A 16,439-nucleotide genomic window follows, 5' to 3' on the forward strand; every position below is an offset into this window, starting at 1 on the left:
ACGACCGGTTACCACGGTGCCGCGACCGGAGATCGAGAACACGTCTTCGATCGGCATCAGGAACGGCTTGTCGATGGCGCGCTCGGGCTCGGGGATGTAGGAGTCCAGGGTCTCGACCAGCTTGCGCACGGCGGAAACGCCCATCTCGTTGTCATCCTGACCGTTCAGAGCCATCAGCGCGGAGCCGATAACGATCGGAGTGTCGTCGCCCGGGAAGTCGTAGGTGTTCAGCAGATCGCGAACTTCCATTTCGACCAGTTCCAGCAGCTCGGCGTCGTCAACCATGTCGGCCTTGTTCAGGAACACGACGATGTAGGGAACGCCTACCTGACGGGACAGCAGGATGTGCTCGCGGGTCTGCGGCATGGGGCCGTCAGCAGCCGAGCAAACCAGGATCGCGCCGTCCATCTGGGCAGCACCGGTGATCATGTTCTTCACGTAGTCGGCGTGGCCGGGGCAGTCGACGTGCGCGTAGTGACGGATCGCCGAGTCGTACTCAACGTGGGAGGTGTTGATGGTGATACCGCGAGCCTTTTCTTCCGGCGCGTTATCGATCTGGTCGAAACCACGAGCGGAACCGCCCCAGGTATCGGCACAGACCTTGGTCAGCGCTGCGGTCAGAGTGGTCTTGCCATGGTCAACGTGACCGATGGTGCCCACGTTCAGGTGCGGTTTGTTACGTTCGAATTTTTCTTTAGCCACGAGATAAAACCTCTAGTCAAAGCGCTGATTAAGCTTGTTTCTTGATGATGGCTTCGGCGATGTTCGACGGAGCTTCGGCGTACTTGGAGAACTCCATGGAGTAGCTTGCGCGACCCTGAGACATGGAGCGGACATCCGTAGCGTAGCCAAACATCTCGCCCAGCGGAACCTCGGCACGGATGACCTTGCCGGTCACGGTGTCTTCCATACCCTGGATCAGGCCACGACGACGGTTCAGGTCGCCCATGACGTCACCCATGTAGTCTTCCGGGGTCACGACCTCGACCTTCATGATCGGCTCGAGCAGCACGGCACCACCCTTCTGGGTGAGCTGCTTGGTCGCCATGGAGGCGGCGATCTTGAACGCCATCTCGTTGGAGTCGACGTCGTGGTAGGAACCGTCGAACACAGCGGCCTTCAGGCCAAGCAGCGGATAGCCGGCAACGATACCGTTCTTCATCTGCTCTTCGATGCCCTTCTGGATCGCCGGGATGTATTCCTTCGGAATCACACCGCCCACGACTTCGCTGACGAACTCCAGACCTTCCTGACCTTCGTCGGCCGGTGCGAAGCGAATCCAGCAGTGACCGAACTGGCCACGACCACCCGACTGACGAACGAACTTGCCTTCGATCTCGCAGGTGTTGCGGATGGTTTCGCGGTAGGCGACCTGAGGCTTACCGATGTTCGCTTCCACGCCGAATTCGCGCTTCATGCGGTCCACCAGGATGTCCAGGTGCAGCTCGCCCATGCCGGAGATGATGGTCTGACCGGACTCTTCGTCGGTCTTGACGCGGAACGAGGGGTCTTCCTGGGCCAGCTTGCCCAGTGCGATGCCCATCTTTTCCTGGTCGGCCTTGGTCTTCGGCTCGACGGCGACCGAGATCACCGGCTCCGGGAAGTCCATGCGCTCGAGGATGATCGGCTTTTCGATCGAGCACAGGGTGTCACCGGTGGTGACGTCCTTCATGCCGATCAGGGCGGCGATGTCGCCAGCGCGAACTTCCTTGATCTCTTCACGGGTGTTGGCGTGCATCTGCACCATACGGCCGACGCGCTCCTTCTTGCCCTTCACCGAGTTGATGACGGAGTCACCGGAGCTCAGTACACCCGAGTAGACGCGGGCGAAGGTCAAGGTACCCACGAAGGGGTCGGTAGCGATCTTGAACGCCAGAGCCGAGAAGGGCTCGTTGTCGTCTGCGTGACGCTCGTCGGTGATTTCCTCGTTGTCCGGGTTGGTACCCTTGATCGCGGGAATCTCGATGGGCGCCGGCAGGAAGTCGATCACGGCGTCCAGAACCAGGGGCACGCCCTTGTTCTTGAAGGACGAACCGCAGACGGCCGGGACGATTTCGCAGGCGATGGTACGCTGACGCAGGCCGGCCTTGATCTCGTCGATCGACAGCTCGCCCTCTTCCAGGTACTTGTTCATCAGCTCTTCGTTGGCTTCGGCAGCAGCCTCGACCATGTTGGAGCGCCACTGCTCGGCATCGGCCAGCATGCCCGCAGGAATCTCTTCCTCGCGGTAGGTCATGCCCTGGTCGTCATCGTTCCAGAAGATGGCCTTCATCTTCAGCAGGTCGATCTGGCCCTGGAAGTTCTCTTCCGCGCCAATGGCCAGCTGAACCGGGACCGGAGTGTGGCCCAGGCGCTTCTTGATCTGCTCGACGACGCGCAGGAAGTTGGCGCCGGCACGGTCCATCTTGTTGACGTAGACGATGCGCGGTACGCCGTACTTGTTGGCCTGACGCCATACGGTTTCGGACTGAGGCTCGACACCGGAGGTGCCGCAGAACACCACGACCGCACCGTCCAGCACGCGCAGGGAACGCTCCACCTCAATGGTGAAGTCCACGTGGCCGGGGGTATCGATGATGTTTACGCGGTACTTGTCGTACTGCTTGGTCGAACCGGACCAGAACGCGGTGGTGGCAGCGGAGGTGATGGTGATACCACGCTCCTGCTCCTGCACCATCCAGTCCATGGTCGCAGCGCCGTCGTGAACCTCACCCATTTTGTGGTTCACGCCGGTGTAGAACAGAATCCGCTCGGTAGTAGTCGTCTTACCTGCGTCCACGTGGGCGCAGATACCGATGTTCCGATAGCGGTTAATAGCGGTTGTACGAGCCATAAGGTCCTCGCTTGATTGGAAGCGCTAGGCTTAGAAGCGGTAGTGCGAGAAGGCCTTGTTGGCTTCTGCCATGCGATGCACGTCTTCGCGCTTCTTGACTGCGGCACCCTTGCCTTCAAAAGCGTCCATGAGTTCACCCGCCAGGCGCAGAGCCATGGACTTCTCACCACGCTTGCGCGCGGAGTCCACCAGCCAGCGCATGGCCAGGGCATTACGACGGGAAGGACGAACCTCAACCGGCACCTGGTAGGTAGCACCGCCGACACGGCGGGACTTCACTTCGACCAGCGGAGCGATGGCGTCGAGCGCTTTTTCGAAAACTTCCAGGGGTTCGGCATTCTTGGAACGCTCTTTGACCTTGTCCAGAGCACCATAAACGATACGCTCGGCAACGGCTTTCTTGCCGCTCTCCATCACGTGGTTCATGAACTTGGCCAGGATCTGGCTTCCGTATTTCGGATCGTCAAGTATTTCGCGCTTGGCCGCTACACGACGTCTTGGCATTGATAAGCCCTCAAAACGGTCTTCAGGTTAGCTCGGGACTCGTTGCCCGACCTTACTCTTATCGACTCGAACAAAAAGAAAGGTGGTTACTTCGGACGCTTGGTGCCGTACTTGGAACGGCCCTGCTTGCGGTCCTTCACACCGGTGGTGTCCAGCGAGCCGCGCACGGTGTGATAACGCACACCCGGCAGATCCTTGACCCGGCCACCGCGGATCAGCACGACGCTGTGTTCCTGCAGGTTGTGACCTTCACCGCCGATGTAGGAGGTGACTTCGAAGCCGTTGGTCAGACGCACACGGCAGACCTTCCGCAGTGCGGAGTTGGGCTTCTTGGGAGTGGTGGTGTACACGCGGGTGCACACGCCACGACGTTGCGGGCAGTTTTGCAGCGCAGGTACGTCGGATTTCTCGACGATACGCTTGCGTGCACTACGCACCAGCTGGTTGATAGTTGCCATCTATAGCTCCACTGATTGTCTTGCGACATAAACGAAATAGCAGAACGTCAGTCCTGCCCATTTTCGGGGAACGAAAGTCTAAAGAGCTTCGGCGTTCCAGTCAAGACAAAGCCCCCGGACGCCTGGGGCGCCGGGGGCTTTGTCAAGCGAGACCTGCTACCGAACTCAGCTGGCGCTGGAGTTCAGCGCTTCGGTCAGGGCGGCTTCGGCCTCGCTGGCGCTCACGCGCTGCGGCTTGCCGAGTTCGCGCTGGCGCTTGCGCTCGCTGTGGTAGGCCAGACCGGTACCGGCCGGGATCAGACGACCCACCACCACGTTTTCCTTCAGGCCGCGCAGGAAGTCGCGCTTGCCGGTCACGGCGGCCTCGGTCAGGACACGGGTGGTCTCCTGGAAGGAAGCGGCCGAGATGAAGGACTCGGTGGACAGCGAAGCCTTGGTGATACCCAGCAGCACGCGCTCGTACTTGGCGACGAAGCGATCATTGCCGACCAGCTGCTCGTTCTCTTCCAGGACGTGGGTCAGTTCGACCTGATCGCCCTTGATGAAGCTCGAGTCGCCGGTATCGCTCACCTCGACCTTGCGCAGCATCTGCCGCAGGATGGTCTCGATGTGCTTGTCGTTGATCTTCACGCCCTGCAGGCGGTACACGTCCTGGATCTCGTTGACGATGTACTTGGCCAGCGCGCTGACACCCAGCAGACGCAGGATGTCGTGCGGGTTGCTCGGACCGTCGGAGATGACTTCGCCGCGGCTTACCTGCTCGCCTTCGAAGACGTTCAGGTGGCGCCACTTCGGAATCAGCTCCTCGTAGGGATCGGTGCCGTCGGTCGGGGTGATGACCAGACGACGCTTGCCCTTGGTTTCCTTGCCGAAGGAGATGGTACCGCTGATCTCCGCCAGGATTGCCGGCTCCTTCGGACGACGCGCTTCGAAGAGGTCGGCCACGCGGGGCAGACCACCGGTGATGTCGCGGGTCTTGGAGGTTTCCTGGGGGATACGGGCGATAACGTCACCCACATGCACCTTGGCACCGTCGCTCAGGTTGACCAGCGCGTTCGGCGGCAGGAAGTACTGGGCCGGTACGTCGGTACCCGGCAGCAGCAGGTCCTTGCCGTTGGCGTCGATCAGCTTGACCGCCGGACGGATGTCCTTGCCGGAAGTCGGGCGATCCTTGGCGTCGAGCACCTCGATGTTGGTCAGACCGGTCAGTTCGTCGGTCTGGCGCTTGATGGTGATGCCCTCCTCCATGCCGACGAAGGCCACGGTACCGTCCATCTCGGTGACGATGGGGTGGGTGTGCGGGTCCCACTTGGCGACAATGGCGCCAGCGTCGACCTTGTCGCCTTCCTTGACCGAGATCACCGCACCGTAGGGCAGCTTGTAGCGCTCGCGCTCACGACCGAAGTCGTCGGCGATCGCCAGTTCACCGGAACGGGACACGGCAACCAAGGCACCGTCGGCACGTTCGACGTGCTTCAGGTTGTGCAGGCGGATGGCACCGCCGTTCTTGACCTGGACGCTGTCGGCCGCGGAAGTCCGGCTGGCCGCACCACCGATGTGGAAGGTACGCATGGTCAGCTGGGTACCCGGCTCACCGATGGACTGGGCGGCGATGACGCCGACCGCTTCACCGATGTTGACCTGGTGACCACGGGCCAGATCGCGACCGTAGCACTTGGCGCAGATGCCATGACGGGTTTCGCAGGTGATCGGCGAACGCACCACGACTTCGTCGACGCTGTTGAGCTCGAGGAACTCGACCCAGCGCTCGTCGACCAAGGTGCCGGCCGGCACGATGATCTCTTCGGTACCCGGCTTGGGCACGTCGCGGGCGATGACCCGACCCAGAACGCGCTCGCCCAGGGGCTCGACCACGTCGCCGCCTTCGATGTGCGGGGTCATGATCAGGCCGCGCTCGGTACCGCAGTCGACCTCGGTCACCACCAGATCCTGGGCCACGTCGACGAGACGACGGGTCAGGTAACCGGAGTTCGCGGTCTTCAGGGCGGTATCCGCCAGACCCTTACGGGCACCGTGGGTGGAGATGAAGTACTGGAGTACGTTCAGGCCTTCACGGAAGTTGGCGGTGATGGGCGTCTCGATGATGGAGCCGTCCGGCTTGGCCATCAGGCCACGCATGCCGGCGAGCTGACGAATCTGGGCCGCGGAACCCCGGGCGCCGGAATCGGCCATCATGTACATGGAGTTGAAGGACTCCTGGTCGACTTCCTTGCCCTCGCGGTCGATGACCTTCTCTTTCGAGAGGTTGGTCATCATCGCCTTGGACACTTCGTCGTTGGCCTTCGACCAGAGGTCGATCACCTTGTTGTACTTCTCGCCCTGGGTCACCAGGCCGGAGGCGTACTGGCTCTCGATCTCCTTTACCTCGGCGGTGGCGGCATCGATGATGCGGGCCTTCTCGTCCGGGATGACGAAGTCGTTGACGCCGATGGAGACGCCGGACAGGGTCGAATAGGCGAAACCGGTGTACATCAGCTGGTCGGCGAAGATGACGGTGTCCTTCAGACCCACCACGCGGTAGCAGTGGTTGATCAGCTTGGAGATGGCCTTCTTCTTCATCGACTGGTTGACCACGTCGTACGGCAGACCGGCGGGCACGACCTGGAACAGCAGCGCGCGGCCGACGGTGGTGTCGACGATGCGGGTGTTCTTGGTCAGGCTGCCGTCCTTGTGACGGATGGTCTCGTTGATGCGCACCTTGACCTTGGCGTGCAGCGCGGCTTCGCCGGCACGGAAGACGCGATCGACTTCCTGCAGGTCGGCGAACACGCGGCCTTCGCCCTTGGCGTTGATGGCTTCACGGGTCATGTAGTACAGACCCAGAACCACGTCCTGCGACGGCACGATGATCGGCTCGCCGTTGGCGGGCGACAGGATGTTGTTGGTCGACATCATCAGGGCGCGCGCTTCCAGCTGGGCTTCCAGCGTCAGCGGCACGTGCACGGCCATCTGGTCACCGTCGAAGTCGGCGTTGTACGCGGCGCAGACCAGCGGGTGCAGCTGGATCGCCTTGCCTTCGATGAGGACCGGCTCGAACGCCTGGATGCCCAGACGGTGCAGGGTCGGGGCGCGGTTGAGCAGCACGGGGTGTTCGCGGATGACTTCGGCGAGAACGTCCCAGACCTCGGGCAGTTCGCGCTCGACCATCTTCTTGGCGGCCTTGATGGTGGTCGCCATGCCACGGGCCTCCAGCTTGCCGAAGATGAACGGCTTGAACAGCTCCAGGGCCATCTTCTTGGGCAGACCGCACTGGTGCAGACGCAGGGTCGGGCCCACGGTGATCACGGAACGACCGGAGTAGTCGACGCGCTTGCCCAGCAGGTTCTGACGGAAACGACCTTGCTTGCCCTTGATCATGTCGGCCAGGGACTTCAGCGGGCGCTTGTTGGAACCGGTGATGGCACGACCGCGACGGCCGTTGTCCAGCAGGGCGTCAACGGCTTCCTGCAGCATGCGCTTCTCGTTGCGCACGATGATGTCGGGCGCAGCCAGGTCGAGCAGCCGCTTGAGGCGGTTGTTCCGGTTGATGACGCGACGATAGAGATCGTTCAGGTCGGAGGTCGCGAAGCGGCCGCCATCCAGCGGTACCAGCGGACGCAGGTCCGGCGGCAGCACGGGCAGCACGGTCATGACCATCCACTCCGGCTTGTTGCCGGAGCCCTGGAAGGCTTCCATCAGCTTCAGGCGCTTGGACAGCTTCTTGATCTTGGTCTCGGAGTTGGTCTGCGGAATCTCTTCGCGCAGGCGACCGATCTCGTGCTCCAGATCAATGGCGCCGAGCAGTTGGAACACGGCTTCCGCACCCATGCGGGCATCGAAGTCGTCGCCGAATTCTTCCAGGGCCTCGAAGTACTGCTCGTCGTTGAGCAGCTGGTACTTCTCGAGGGTGGTCATGCCCGGGTCGATCACCACGTAGCTCTCGAAATAGAGCACGCGCTCGATGTCACGCAGGGTCATGTCCAGCAGCAGGCCGATACGGGACGGCAGCGACTTCAGGAACCAGATGTGGGCGACGGGCGAAGCCAGCTCGATGTGGCCCATGCGCTCGCGGCGCACCTTGGCCAGGGCGACTTCCACGCCGCACTTCTCGCAGATCACGCCGCGGTGCTTGAGGCGCTTGTACTTTCCACACAGGCACTCGTAGTCCTTGACCGGGCCAAAGATCTTGGCGCAGAACAGACCATCGCGCTCGGGCTTGAAGGTACGGTAGTTGATGGTCTCCGGCTTCTTCACTTCACCGAACGACCAGGAACGAATCATCTCGGGCGAGGCCAGACCGATACGGATGGCATCGAACTCTTCGAGTTGACCCTGGTTTTTCAACAGATTGAGCAAGTCTTTCAAGGCCTTTCCTCCTCACGGACCGGAGACGACCGCCGCGCGGTCGTCTCCTCTAGGGTCTCGTGTTATTCGGTTTCCAGTTCGATATCGATGCCGAGCGAGCGGATTTCCTTGATCAGTACGTTGAAGGACTCGGGCATGCCGGCCTCCATGCGGTGATCCCCGTCCACGATGTTCTTGTACATCTTGGTCCGGCCGTTCACATCGTCCGACTTCACCGTCAGCATTTCCTGCAGGGTGTAAGCCGCGCCATAGGCCTCCAGTGCCCAGACCTCCATCTCCCCGAAACGCTGACCACCGAACTGCGCCTTACCACCCAGCGGCTGCTGGGTAACCAGGCTGTAGGAGCCGGTGGAACGGGCGTGCATCTTGTCGTCCACCAGGTGGTTCAGCTTGAGCATGTACATGTAGCCAACGGTGGTGGTGCGCTCGAAGGCGTTGCCGGTGCGACCGTCATACAGACGCATCTGGCCGCTCTCGGGCAGATCGGCCAGCTTCAGCATAGCCTTGATCTCGCGCTCCTTGGCACCGTCGAACACCGGCGTGGCCATGGGAACACCACCGCGCAGGTTCTTCGCCAGGTCGAGGATTTCCTGATCGCTCAGGTCGTCCAGCTTCTCCTGACGGCCACCGATCTCGTTGTAGATCTCGTGCAGGAAGCCACGCAGTTCGGCGACCTTGCGCTGCTCTTCGATCATCACGTTGATCTTCTCGCCCAGGCCCTTGGCCGCAAGGCCCAGGTGGGTTTCGAGGATTTGACCGACGTTCATCCGCGAAGGTACGCCCAGCGGGTTCAGCACGATGTCCACCGGCGTGCCGTTGGCGTCGTAGGGCATGTCTTCGACCGGCATGATCACCGAGACCACACCCTTGTTACCGTGGCGACCGGCCATCTTGTCGCCCGGCTGGATGCGGCGCTTGATGGCGAGGTAGACCTTGACGATCTTCAGTACGCCCGGAGCCAGGTCATCGCCCTGCTGCAGCTTGCGCTTCTTGTCTTCGAACTTGTCGTCCAGCAGCTGGCGACGGTCGGACAGGTAGGCCTGGGCCTTTTCCAGCTGCTCGTTGTGAGCATCTTCCGCCATGCGCAGCTTGAACCACTGACCGCGCTCGAGGCCATTCAGGTACTCGTCGGTGATGACGGCACCCTTCTTGACCGCCGGGCCGCCTTCGGCGACCTGACCGACCAGGGCCTGACGCAGACGCTCGAAGGTCGCGCCTTCGACGATGCGGAACTCTTCGTTCAGATCCTTGCGAATCTCGTCGAGCTGGGACTTCTCGATGGCCAGGGCGCGGGAGTCGCGCTCGACACCGTCACGGGTGAAGACCTGGACGTCGATGACGGTACCCTTGGTGCCGGTGGGCACGCGCAGGGAGGTGTCCTTAACATCGCTGGCCTTCTCGCCGAAGATGGCGCGCAGCAGCTTCTCTTCCGGGGTCAGCTGGGTTTCGCCCTTGGGCGTGACCTTGCCGACCAGGATGTCACCGGCACCGACTTCGGCACCGACGTAGACGATACCGGCCTCGTCCAGCTTGTTCAGCGCAGCCTCACCCACGTTCGGGATGTCGGAGGTGATCTCCTCCGGGCCGAGTTTGGTGTCACGGGCCACACAGGTCAGTTCCTGGATGTGGATGGTGGTGAAGCGGTCTTCCTGGACCACGCGCTCCGACAGACAGATGGAGTCTTCGAAGTTGAAGCCGTTCCAGGGCATGAAGGCCACGCGCATGTTCTGACCCAGCGCCAGCTCGCCCATGTCGGTCGAGGGGCCATCGGCCAGGATGTCGAACTTGGCCACCTGATCACCCTTGCTCACCAGCGGACGCTGGTTGATGCAGGTGTTCTGGTTGGAACGGGTGTACTTGGTCAGGTTGTAGATGTCGACGCCGGCTTCACCGGTCTCGACTTCGTCATCGTTGACCCGCACCACGATACGGCTGGCATCGACGGAGTCGATCACGCCACCCCGACGGGCCACGACGCAGACGCCGGAGTCACGGGCGACGTTGCGCTCCATGCCGGTACCTACCAGCGGCTTGTCCGAACGCAGGGTCGGTACGGCCTGACGCTGCATGTTCGAACCCATCAACGCGCGGTTGGCGTCGTCGTGCTCGAGGAACGGAATCAGCGAGGCGGCGACGGAGACGACCTGCTTGGGCGAAACGTCCATCAGGGTGACGTCTTCGGGCGCCTTGACGGTGAATTCGTTCAGGTGACGCACGGCGACCAGCTCGTCGATCAGCCGGTTGTTCTCGTCCAGCCCGGCGGAGGCCTGGGCGATCACGTGGTTGGCTTCTTCGATGGCCGACAGGAAGACGATCTCGTCGGTGGCCACGCCGTCCTTGACCATGCGGTACGGGCTTTCGAGGAAGCCGTACTGGTTGGTGCGGGCATAGGCAGCCAGGGAGTTGATCAGACCGATGTTCGGACCTTCCGGCGTTTCGATCGGGCAGACCCGGCCGTAGTGCGTCGGGTGTACGTCACGGACTTCGAAGCCGGCGCGCTCACGGGTCAGACCGCCCGGGCCGAGTGCGGAGACACGGCGCTTGTGGGTGATCTCCGACAGCGGGTTGTTCTGGTCCATGAACTGGGACAGCTGGCTGGAACCGAAGAATTCCTTGATCGCGGCGGCCACCGGCTTGGCGTTGATCAGGTCCTGCGGCATCAGGCCTTCGCTTTCGGCCATGGACAGGCGTTCCTTGACAGCACGCTCCACCCGCACCAGGCCCACGCGGAACTGGTTCTCGGCCATTTCACCGACGCAACGGACGCGACGGTTGCCCAGGTGGTCGATGTCGTCGACGATGCCCTTGCCGTTACGGATGTCGACCAGGGTCTTGAGCACATCGACGATGTCTTCGCGGCTCAGGACGCCCGAGCCTTCGATGGCATCGCGACCGATACGGCGGTTGAACTTCATGCGGCCGACAGCGGACAGGTCGTAACGCTCGGCGCTGAAGAACAGGTTGTTGAACAGGGTCTCGGCAGCTTCCTTGGTCGGCGGCTCGCCAGGACGCATCATCCGATAGATTTCGACCAGGGCTTCCAGCTGGTTGCCGGTGGAATCGATCTTCAGGGTATCGGAGATGAACGGGCCACAGTCGATGTCGTTGGTGTACAGCGTCTCGAGCCGTACGACATTGGCCTTGGCCATCTTGGCCAGCATGTCCAGGGTCAGCTCGGTGTTGCACTCGGCGATGATCTCGCCGGTGGACGGGTGCACGATGGCCTTGGCGGTGGTACGGCCAATGACGTAATCGAAGGGCACTTCCAGCTCGGTGATGCCGGACTTCTCCAGCTGGTTGATGTGGCGGGCGGTCACGCGACGGCCCTGCTCCACGATCACCTTGCCGGTTTCGTCCTTGATGTCGAAGCTGGCGATGTCACCACGCAGGCGCTGGGGCACCAGTTCCAGATTCAGGGTCTCGCCCTTGATGTGGAAGACGTTGGTGTCATAGAAGGCATCCAGCACTTCTTCGGTGCTGTAGCCGAGCGCGCGCAGCAGTACCGAGGCCGGCAGCTTGCGGCGCCGGTCGATACGCACGAACACGGCGTCCTTGGGGTCGAACTCGAAGTCCAGCCAGGAGCCGCGGTAAGGAATGATGCGCGCCGAGTACAGCAGCTTGCCCGAGCTGTGGGTCTTGCCGCGGTCGTGATCGAAGAACACGCCCGGGCTGCGGTGCAGCTGGGACACGATGACACGCTCGGTACCGTTGATGATGAAGGTACCGTTCTCGGTCATCAGGGGGATTTCCCCCATGTAGACTTCCTGCTCCTTGATGTCCTTGATCGCCTTGTTCGACGACTCGCGGTCGAAAATGATCAGGCGAACCTTGACCCGCAGCGGGACGGCGAAGGTCACGCCGCGCAGGACGCATTCCTTGACATCGAAAGCCGGCTCGCCCAGGCGATAGCCGACGTATTCCAGGGCCGCATTGCCGGAATAGCTGATAATCGGGAAAACGGACTTGAAGGCCGCATGCAGGCCGATATCGCGGAACTGGTCTTTGCCTGCGCCCGCCTGCAGGAATTCGCGGTACGAATCCAGTTGGATAGCCAGCAAATAGGGCACGTCCATGACGTGCGGCAACTTGCTAAAGTCCTTGCGGATACGTTTTTTCTCAGTGTATGAGTAAGCCATCAGCGTTCCCCAGCTTGGTCACCAGCTTGTTTGGCCTCTCCGACGGGAGCAGCCGGAAAATCGTGCAAACCCTTGGTTTGCTGCACCCCGAGAGCGAGGTGGATACAGCGCGTTTTGCCAGGCGGATATGCTCGCCCTGCACAAAACGGCAAAAGGCCGGTGGCGTTCGCCACCAGCCATCAGCCGAACGTGAGACGTTCTGGCTGTAGACGCAAGAACCGAACTTACTTGAGCTCGACCTTGGCGCCTGCTTCTTCCAGAGACTTCTTGGCAGCCTCGGCTTCCTCTTTGGAAACGCCTTCCTTGACCACGCCCGGGGCGCCGTCAACGACAGCCTTGGCTTCTTTCAGGCCCAGACCGGTCAGTTCACGAACGACCTTGATGACGTTCACTTTCTTGTCGCCGGCTTCGGTCAACATGATGGTGAATTCGGTCTGCTCTTCGACGACGGCAGCGGCAGCAGCCGGGCCAGCGGCAACGGCGGCAGCGGCGGTCACGCCGAACTTCTCTTCCATCGCCTTGATCAGTTCCACCACTTGCATGACGGACATTTCGGATACGGCGTTGATGATGTCTTCGTTGGTCAGAGCCATGACTCTATATTCCTATAACAGGGTGCGGCTTCAGGCCGCAAATAATAAGAAAGACTTGCAGGAAACGCAGCACGCCTGATCAGGCGGCGGCAGCTTCCTTTTGGTCGCGAATGGCGGCGAGGGTACGAGCCAGCTTGCTGGTAGCGCCCTGGATGACGCTCATCAGCTGGGACACAGCTTCGTCGTAGGTCGGCAGCGATGCCAGTACGTCGATCTGGTTAGCCGGAATGAGCTTGCCTTCGAACGCGGCGGCCTTGATCTCGAACTTGTCCTGACCCTTGGCGAAATCCTTGAAGATACGGGCGGCAGCGCCCGGATGCTCCTGGGAGAACGCGATCAGGGTCGGGCCCTTGAAGGTGTCGTTGAGGACGTCGAAAGACGTACCTTCAACGGCACGACGCAGCAGGGTGTTACGTACGACACGCACATAGACACCGGCCGCGCGGGCCTCTTTACGGAGTCCGGTCATGGCACCCACAGTCACGCCACGGGCATCGGCCACGACAGCGGACAGGGCACCTTGGGCAGCCTCGTTGACTTCAGCGACGATAGCCTTCTTGTCTTCGAGTTTGATTGCCACGGGTTTAACTCCTGGATGTTACCGTTTCGCCCGATGGACTGGGCGGCGTTTTGGTGTCTGACTCGGTAACCGAATCGGGAGCACCATCTGCGTAGGCTAGGGTTTCCCCGGTTTAAGACCTGCGTCCCCTACGGTCTTGGACAGCCCCCGCCAGGCAGGGACCCCAATCTTGGCGCCGTGCCCGAGGGCACGGCGACTTGCAACTTGCTTAGGCTTCCAGGGAAGCCTGGTCGATCTGCAGACCCGGGCCCATGGTGGAGCTCAGGGTGATGCGCTTGACGTAGATGCCCTTGGAGGTCGAGGGCTTCAGGCGCTTCAGGTCGGCCAGCAGAGCTTCAACGTTCTGCTTCAGCTTCACGGGCTCGAAATCGATCTTGCCAACGGAAGCGTGGATGATGCCGTTCTTGTCGGTACGGAAGCGCACCTGACCAGCCTTGGCATTCTTGACGGCGGTAGCGACGTCCGGGGTCACGGTGCCAACCTTGGGGTTGGGCATCAGACCGCGCGGGCCGAGCAGCTGACCCAGCTGGCCAACAACACGCATGGCGTCCGGCGAGGCGATGACGACGTCGTAGTTCAGGTCGCCGGCCTTCATTTCGGCAGCCAGTTCGTCCATGCCGACTTTCTCGGCACCAGCGGCCAGTGCAGCTTCGGCATTGGCACCCTGGGTGAACACGGCAACGCGAACCGACTTGCCGGTGCCGTTGGGCAGCACGGTGGCGCCACGGACGACCTGGTCGGATTTACGCGGATCCACGCCCAGGTTCACGGAGACGTCGATGGACTCCTTGAACTTGATGGTGGACAGCTCGGCCAGCAGGGCTGCAGCTTCTTCGAAGCCGTACTGCTTGCCAGCCTGGATTTTTTCGGCGATAGCCTTTTGACGCTTAGTGAGCTTGGCCATTACACGCCCTCCACATTCAGACCCATGCTACGAGCGGAACCGGCGATGGTACGCACGGCGGCGTCCATATCGGCGGCGGTGAGATCGGCATTCTTGGTCTTGGCGATCTCTTCCAGCTGGGCGCGGGTGACGGTACCGACCTTCTGGCTGTTGGGACGAGCGGAACCGCTCTGAATGCCAGCAGCCTTCTTGAGCAGCACGGAAGCCGGGGTGCTCTTGATTTCGAAGGTGAAGCTGCGGTCGCTGTACACGGTGATGATCACCGGGGTGGGCAGACCAGGCTCCATGCCCTGGGTGCGGGCGTTGAACGCCTTGCAGAATTCCATGATGTTGACGCCGTGCTGACCCAGCGCCGGACCGACCGGCGGGCTCGGGTTGGCTTGAGCGGCCTTAACCTGCAGCTTGATGTAAGCCTGAATCTTCTTAGCCATGTGCTACTCCAATGATGGGTTCAACGCCCCGCGGGGCTCCCCAATTACTTGCTATATCCCAGTGACGACAAAACCCCGCAGCCTGAGCTACGGGGTGAGGGATGCGGACAACCTAGACCTTTTCGACCTGGCTGAACTCGAGCTCCACAGGGGTGGACCGACCAAAGATCAGTACCGCCACGTGGATGCGGCTCTTCTCGTAATTTACTTCTTCGACGACGCCATTGAAGTCGGCGAACGGACCATCTACCACTCGAACCGTCTCGCCAGCCTCGAACAGGGTCTTCGGCTTGGGCTTGTCGCTGCTGTCGGAGACACGACGCAGAATGGCGTCCGCTTCACGATCAGTGATGGGTGCCGGCTTGTCGGCGGTACCGCCGATGAAGCCCATGACCCGAGGGGTATCCTTGACCAGGTGCCAGGTCCCTTCGTTCATTTCCATCTGCACCAGGACGTAGCCCGGGAAAAACTTACGCTCGCTCTTGCGCTTCTGGCCATTGCGCATTTCCACCACTTCTTCGGTGGGCACGAGAATGTCGCCGAACTGGTCTTCCATTTCGTGCAGCTTGACGCGCTCGATCAACGAACGCATGACATGCTTCTCGTAACCCGAGTAGGCATGCACGACGTACCAACGCTTAGCCACGGCGAACCCTTTCAACCAACAATCGTGGAAACCAGCCAACCGAGCAGGGAGTCGAGCCCCCACAACAACAAAGCCATCACGAGCACCACGGCAACCACGATCAGCGTGGTCTGAGTGGTCTCTTGCCGGGTAGGCCAGACAACCTTGCGAATCTCGGTACGGGCGTCTTTCAGCAAGCCGAAGAAGGCCTGCCCCTTGGCGGTCTGCAGGGCAACAAAGGCAGCAATGACTGCCAGCACCAACAGACCTACCACTCGATACAGGATGGACTGAGCAGCGAAGTAGTGGTTGGCAACAACACCGACCGCTACCAGAACGACAACCACCAGCCACTTCAGCGCATCGAAGCGCGACTCTTTGGCTTCCGCCTTGATGCTCATTGCATGAATCCTGTAAGGAGTGCCAGATGGGAATCTGGCAGGCCAGGAGGGAATCGAACCCCCAACCTGCGGTTTTGGAGACCGCCGCTCTGCCAATTGAGCTACTGGCCTGTAACTTGAATCAGGCCGACCATTATGCCGGCCTGACAGTCCAAGATCAATCGATTACTCGATGATCTTGGCAACCACGCCGGCGCCGACGGTACGACCGCCTTCACGGATGGCGAAACGCAGACCATCTTCCATCGCGATCGGAGCGATCAGGGTGACAACCATCTTGATGTTGTCGCCCGGCATCACCATCTCGACGCCTTCCGGCAGTTCGCAGTTACCGGTCACGTCGGTGGTGCGGAAGTAGAACTGCGGACGGTAGCCCTTGAAGAACGGGGTGTGACGACCACCTTCTTCCTTGGACAGCACGTACACTTCGCACTCGAACTTGGTGTGCGGCTTGATGGTGTTCGGCTTGGCCAGAACCTGGCCACGCTCCACGTCTTCACGCTTGGTGCCACGCAGCAGCACGCCGACGTTCTCGCCAGCACGGCCTTCGTCCAGCAGCTTGCGGAACATTTCAACGCCGGTGCAGGTGGTCTTGACGGTGGCCTTGAT

13 protein-coding genes and 1 tRNA gene are annotated in these 16,439 nt (G+C 61.3%); all 14 read right to left on the reverse strand.

Annotated elements, in window-relative coordinates; translation table 11 throughout:
* The coding region (locus tag PSK12I2_RS0116265; protein WP_027599185.1) for a GTP-binding protein at nucleotides 1-702 on the reverse strand (702 nt) is incomplete at its 3' end.
* 28 nt (nucleotides 703-730) lie between these two features.
* On the reverse strand, nucleotides 731-2,833 hold the full coding sequence (gene fusA, locus PSK12I2_RS0116270) for an elongation factor G (protein WP_027599186.1): 2,103 nt from the start codon (nucleotides 2,831-2,833) through the stop codon (nucleotides 731-733).
* Between the two features lie 30 nt (nucleotides 2,834-2,863).
* Nucleotides 2,864-3,337 (reverse strand): 30S ribosomal protein S7, encoded by a 474-nt coding sequence (gene rpsG, locus PSK12I2_RS0116275; protein ID WP_007163088.1) that lies wholly within the window; start codon nucleotides 3,335-3,337, stop codon nucleotides 2,864-2,866.
* An 86-nt stretch (nucleotides 3,338-3,423) separates the two neighbouring features.
* Nucleotides 3,424-3,795, reverse strand: a complete 372-nt coding sequence (gene rpsL / locus PSK12I2_RS0116280; RefSeq protein WP_007163089.1) for a 30S ribosomal protein S12 — start codon at nucleotides 3,793-3,795, stop codon at nucleotides 3,424-3,426.
* Nucleotides 3,796-3,960: 165 nt separating this feature from the next.
* A complete protein-coding gene (gene rpoC / locus PSK12I2_RS0116285) occupies nucleotides 3,961-8,160 on the reverse strand; it encodes a DNA-directed RNA polymerase subunit beta' (protein ID WP_017641871.1) in 4,200 nt (1,399 codons plus the stop codon).
* Nucleotides 8,161-8,222: 62 nt separating this feature from the next.
* On the reverse strand, nucleotides 8,223-12,296 hold the full coding sequence (gene rpoB, locus PSK12I2_RS0116290) for a DNA-directed RNA polymerase subunit beta (protein ID WP_027599187.1): 4,074 nt from the start codon (nucleotides 12,294-12,296) through the stop codon (nucleotides 8,223-8,225).
* Nucleotides 12,297-12,520: 224 nt separating this feature from the next.
* The gene (gene rplL, locus PSK12I2_RS0116295) at nucleotides 12,521-12,889 is read right to left on the reverse strand and encodes a 50S ribosomal protein L7/L12 (RefSeq protein ID WP_017641869.1); all 369 of its coding nucleotides are present in this window, start codon (nucleotides 12,887-12,889) and stop codon (nucleotides 12,521-12,523) included.
* A gap of 79 nt (nucleotides 12,890-12,968) precedes the next feature.
* Nucleotides 12,969-13,469 carry a 50S ribosomal protein L10 gene (gene rplJ / locus PSK12I2_RS0116300; protein WP_007163093.1) on the reverse strand — a complete coding sequence of 167 codons (501 nt, stop codon included), beginning with the start codon at nucleotides 13,467-13,469 and terminating at the stop codon, nucleotides 12,969-12,971.
* Between the two features lie 208 nt (nucleotides 13,470-13,677).
* Nucleotides 13,678-14,373: a 50S ribosomal protein L1 gene (gene rplA, locus PSK12I2_RS0116305; protein WP_007163094.1), complete on the reverse strand. Its 696-nt coding sequence runs from the start codon at nucleotides 14,371-14,373 to the stop codon at nucleotides 13,678-13,680.
* Nucleotides 14,373-14,804: a 50S ribosomal protein L11 gene (gene rplK / locus PSK12I2_RS0116310; RefSeq protein ID WP_007163095.1), complete on the reverse strand. Its 432-nt coding sequence runs from the start codon at nucleotides 14,802-14,804 to the stop codon at nucleotides 14,373-14,375. Before rplK ends, rplA begins: the two co-directional genes overlap by 1 nt.
* Nucleotides 14,805-14,916: 112 nt before the next feature.
* Nucleotides 14,917-15,450, reverse strand: a complete 534-nt coding sequence (gene nusG, locus PSK12I2_RS0116315; protein ID WP_007163096.1) for a transcription termination/antitermination protein NusG — start codon at nucleotides 15,448-15,450, stop codon at nucleotides 14,917-14,919.
* Between the two features lie 11 nt (nucleotides 15,451-15,461).
* On the reverse strand, nucleotides 15,462-15,830 hold the full coding sequence (gene secE / locus PSK12I2_RS0116320) for a preprotein translocase subunit SecE (RefSeq protein WP_027599188.1): 369 nt from the start codon (nucleotides 15,828-15,830) through the stop codon (nucleotides 15,462-15,464).
* Nucleotides 15,831-15,865: 35 nt separating this feature from the next.
* Nucleotides 15,866-15,941: transfer RNA gene (locus PSK12I2_RS0116325), tRNA-Trp, on the reverse strand.
* 54 nt (nucleotides 15,942-15,995) lie between these two features.
* Nucleotides 15,996-16,439, reverse strand: a 444-nt coding sequence (locus PSK12I2_RS0116330) for an EF-Tu/IF-2/RF-3 family GTPase (protein ID WP_027599184.1), incomplete at its 5' end; no start/stop codon positions are given.

This window comes from Pseudomonas sp. MOIL14HWK12:I2 (genome assembly GCF_000510745.1).
GTDB lineage: Bacteria > Pseudomonadota > Gammaproteobacteria > Pseudomonadales > Pseudomonadaceae > Chryseomonas > Chryseomonas oryzihabitans.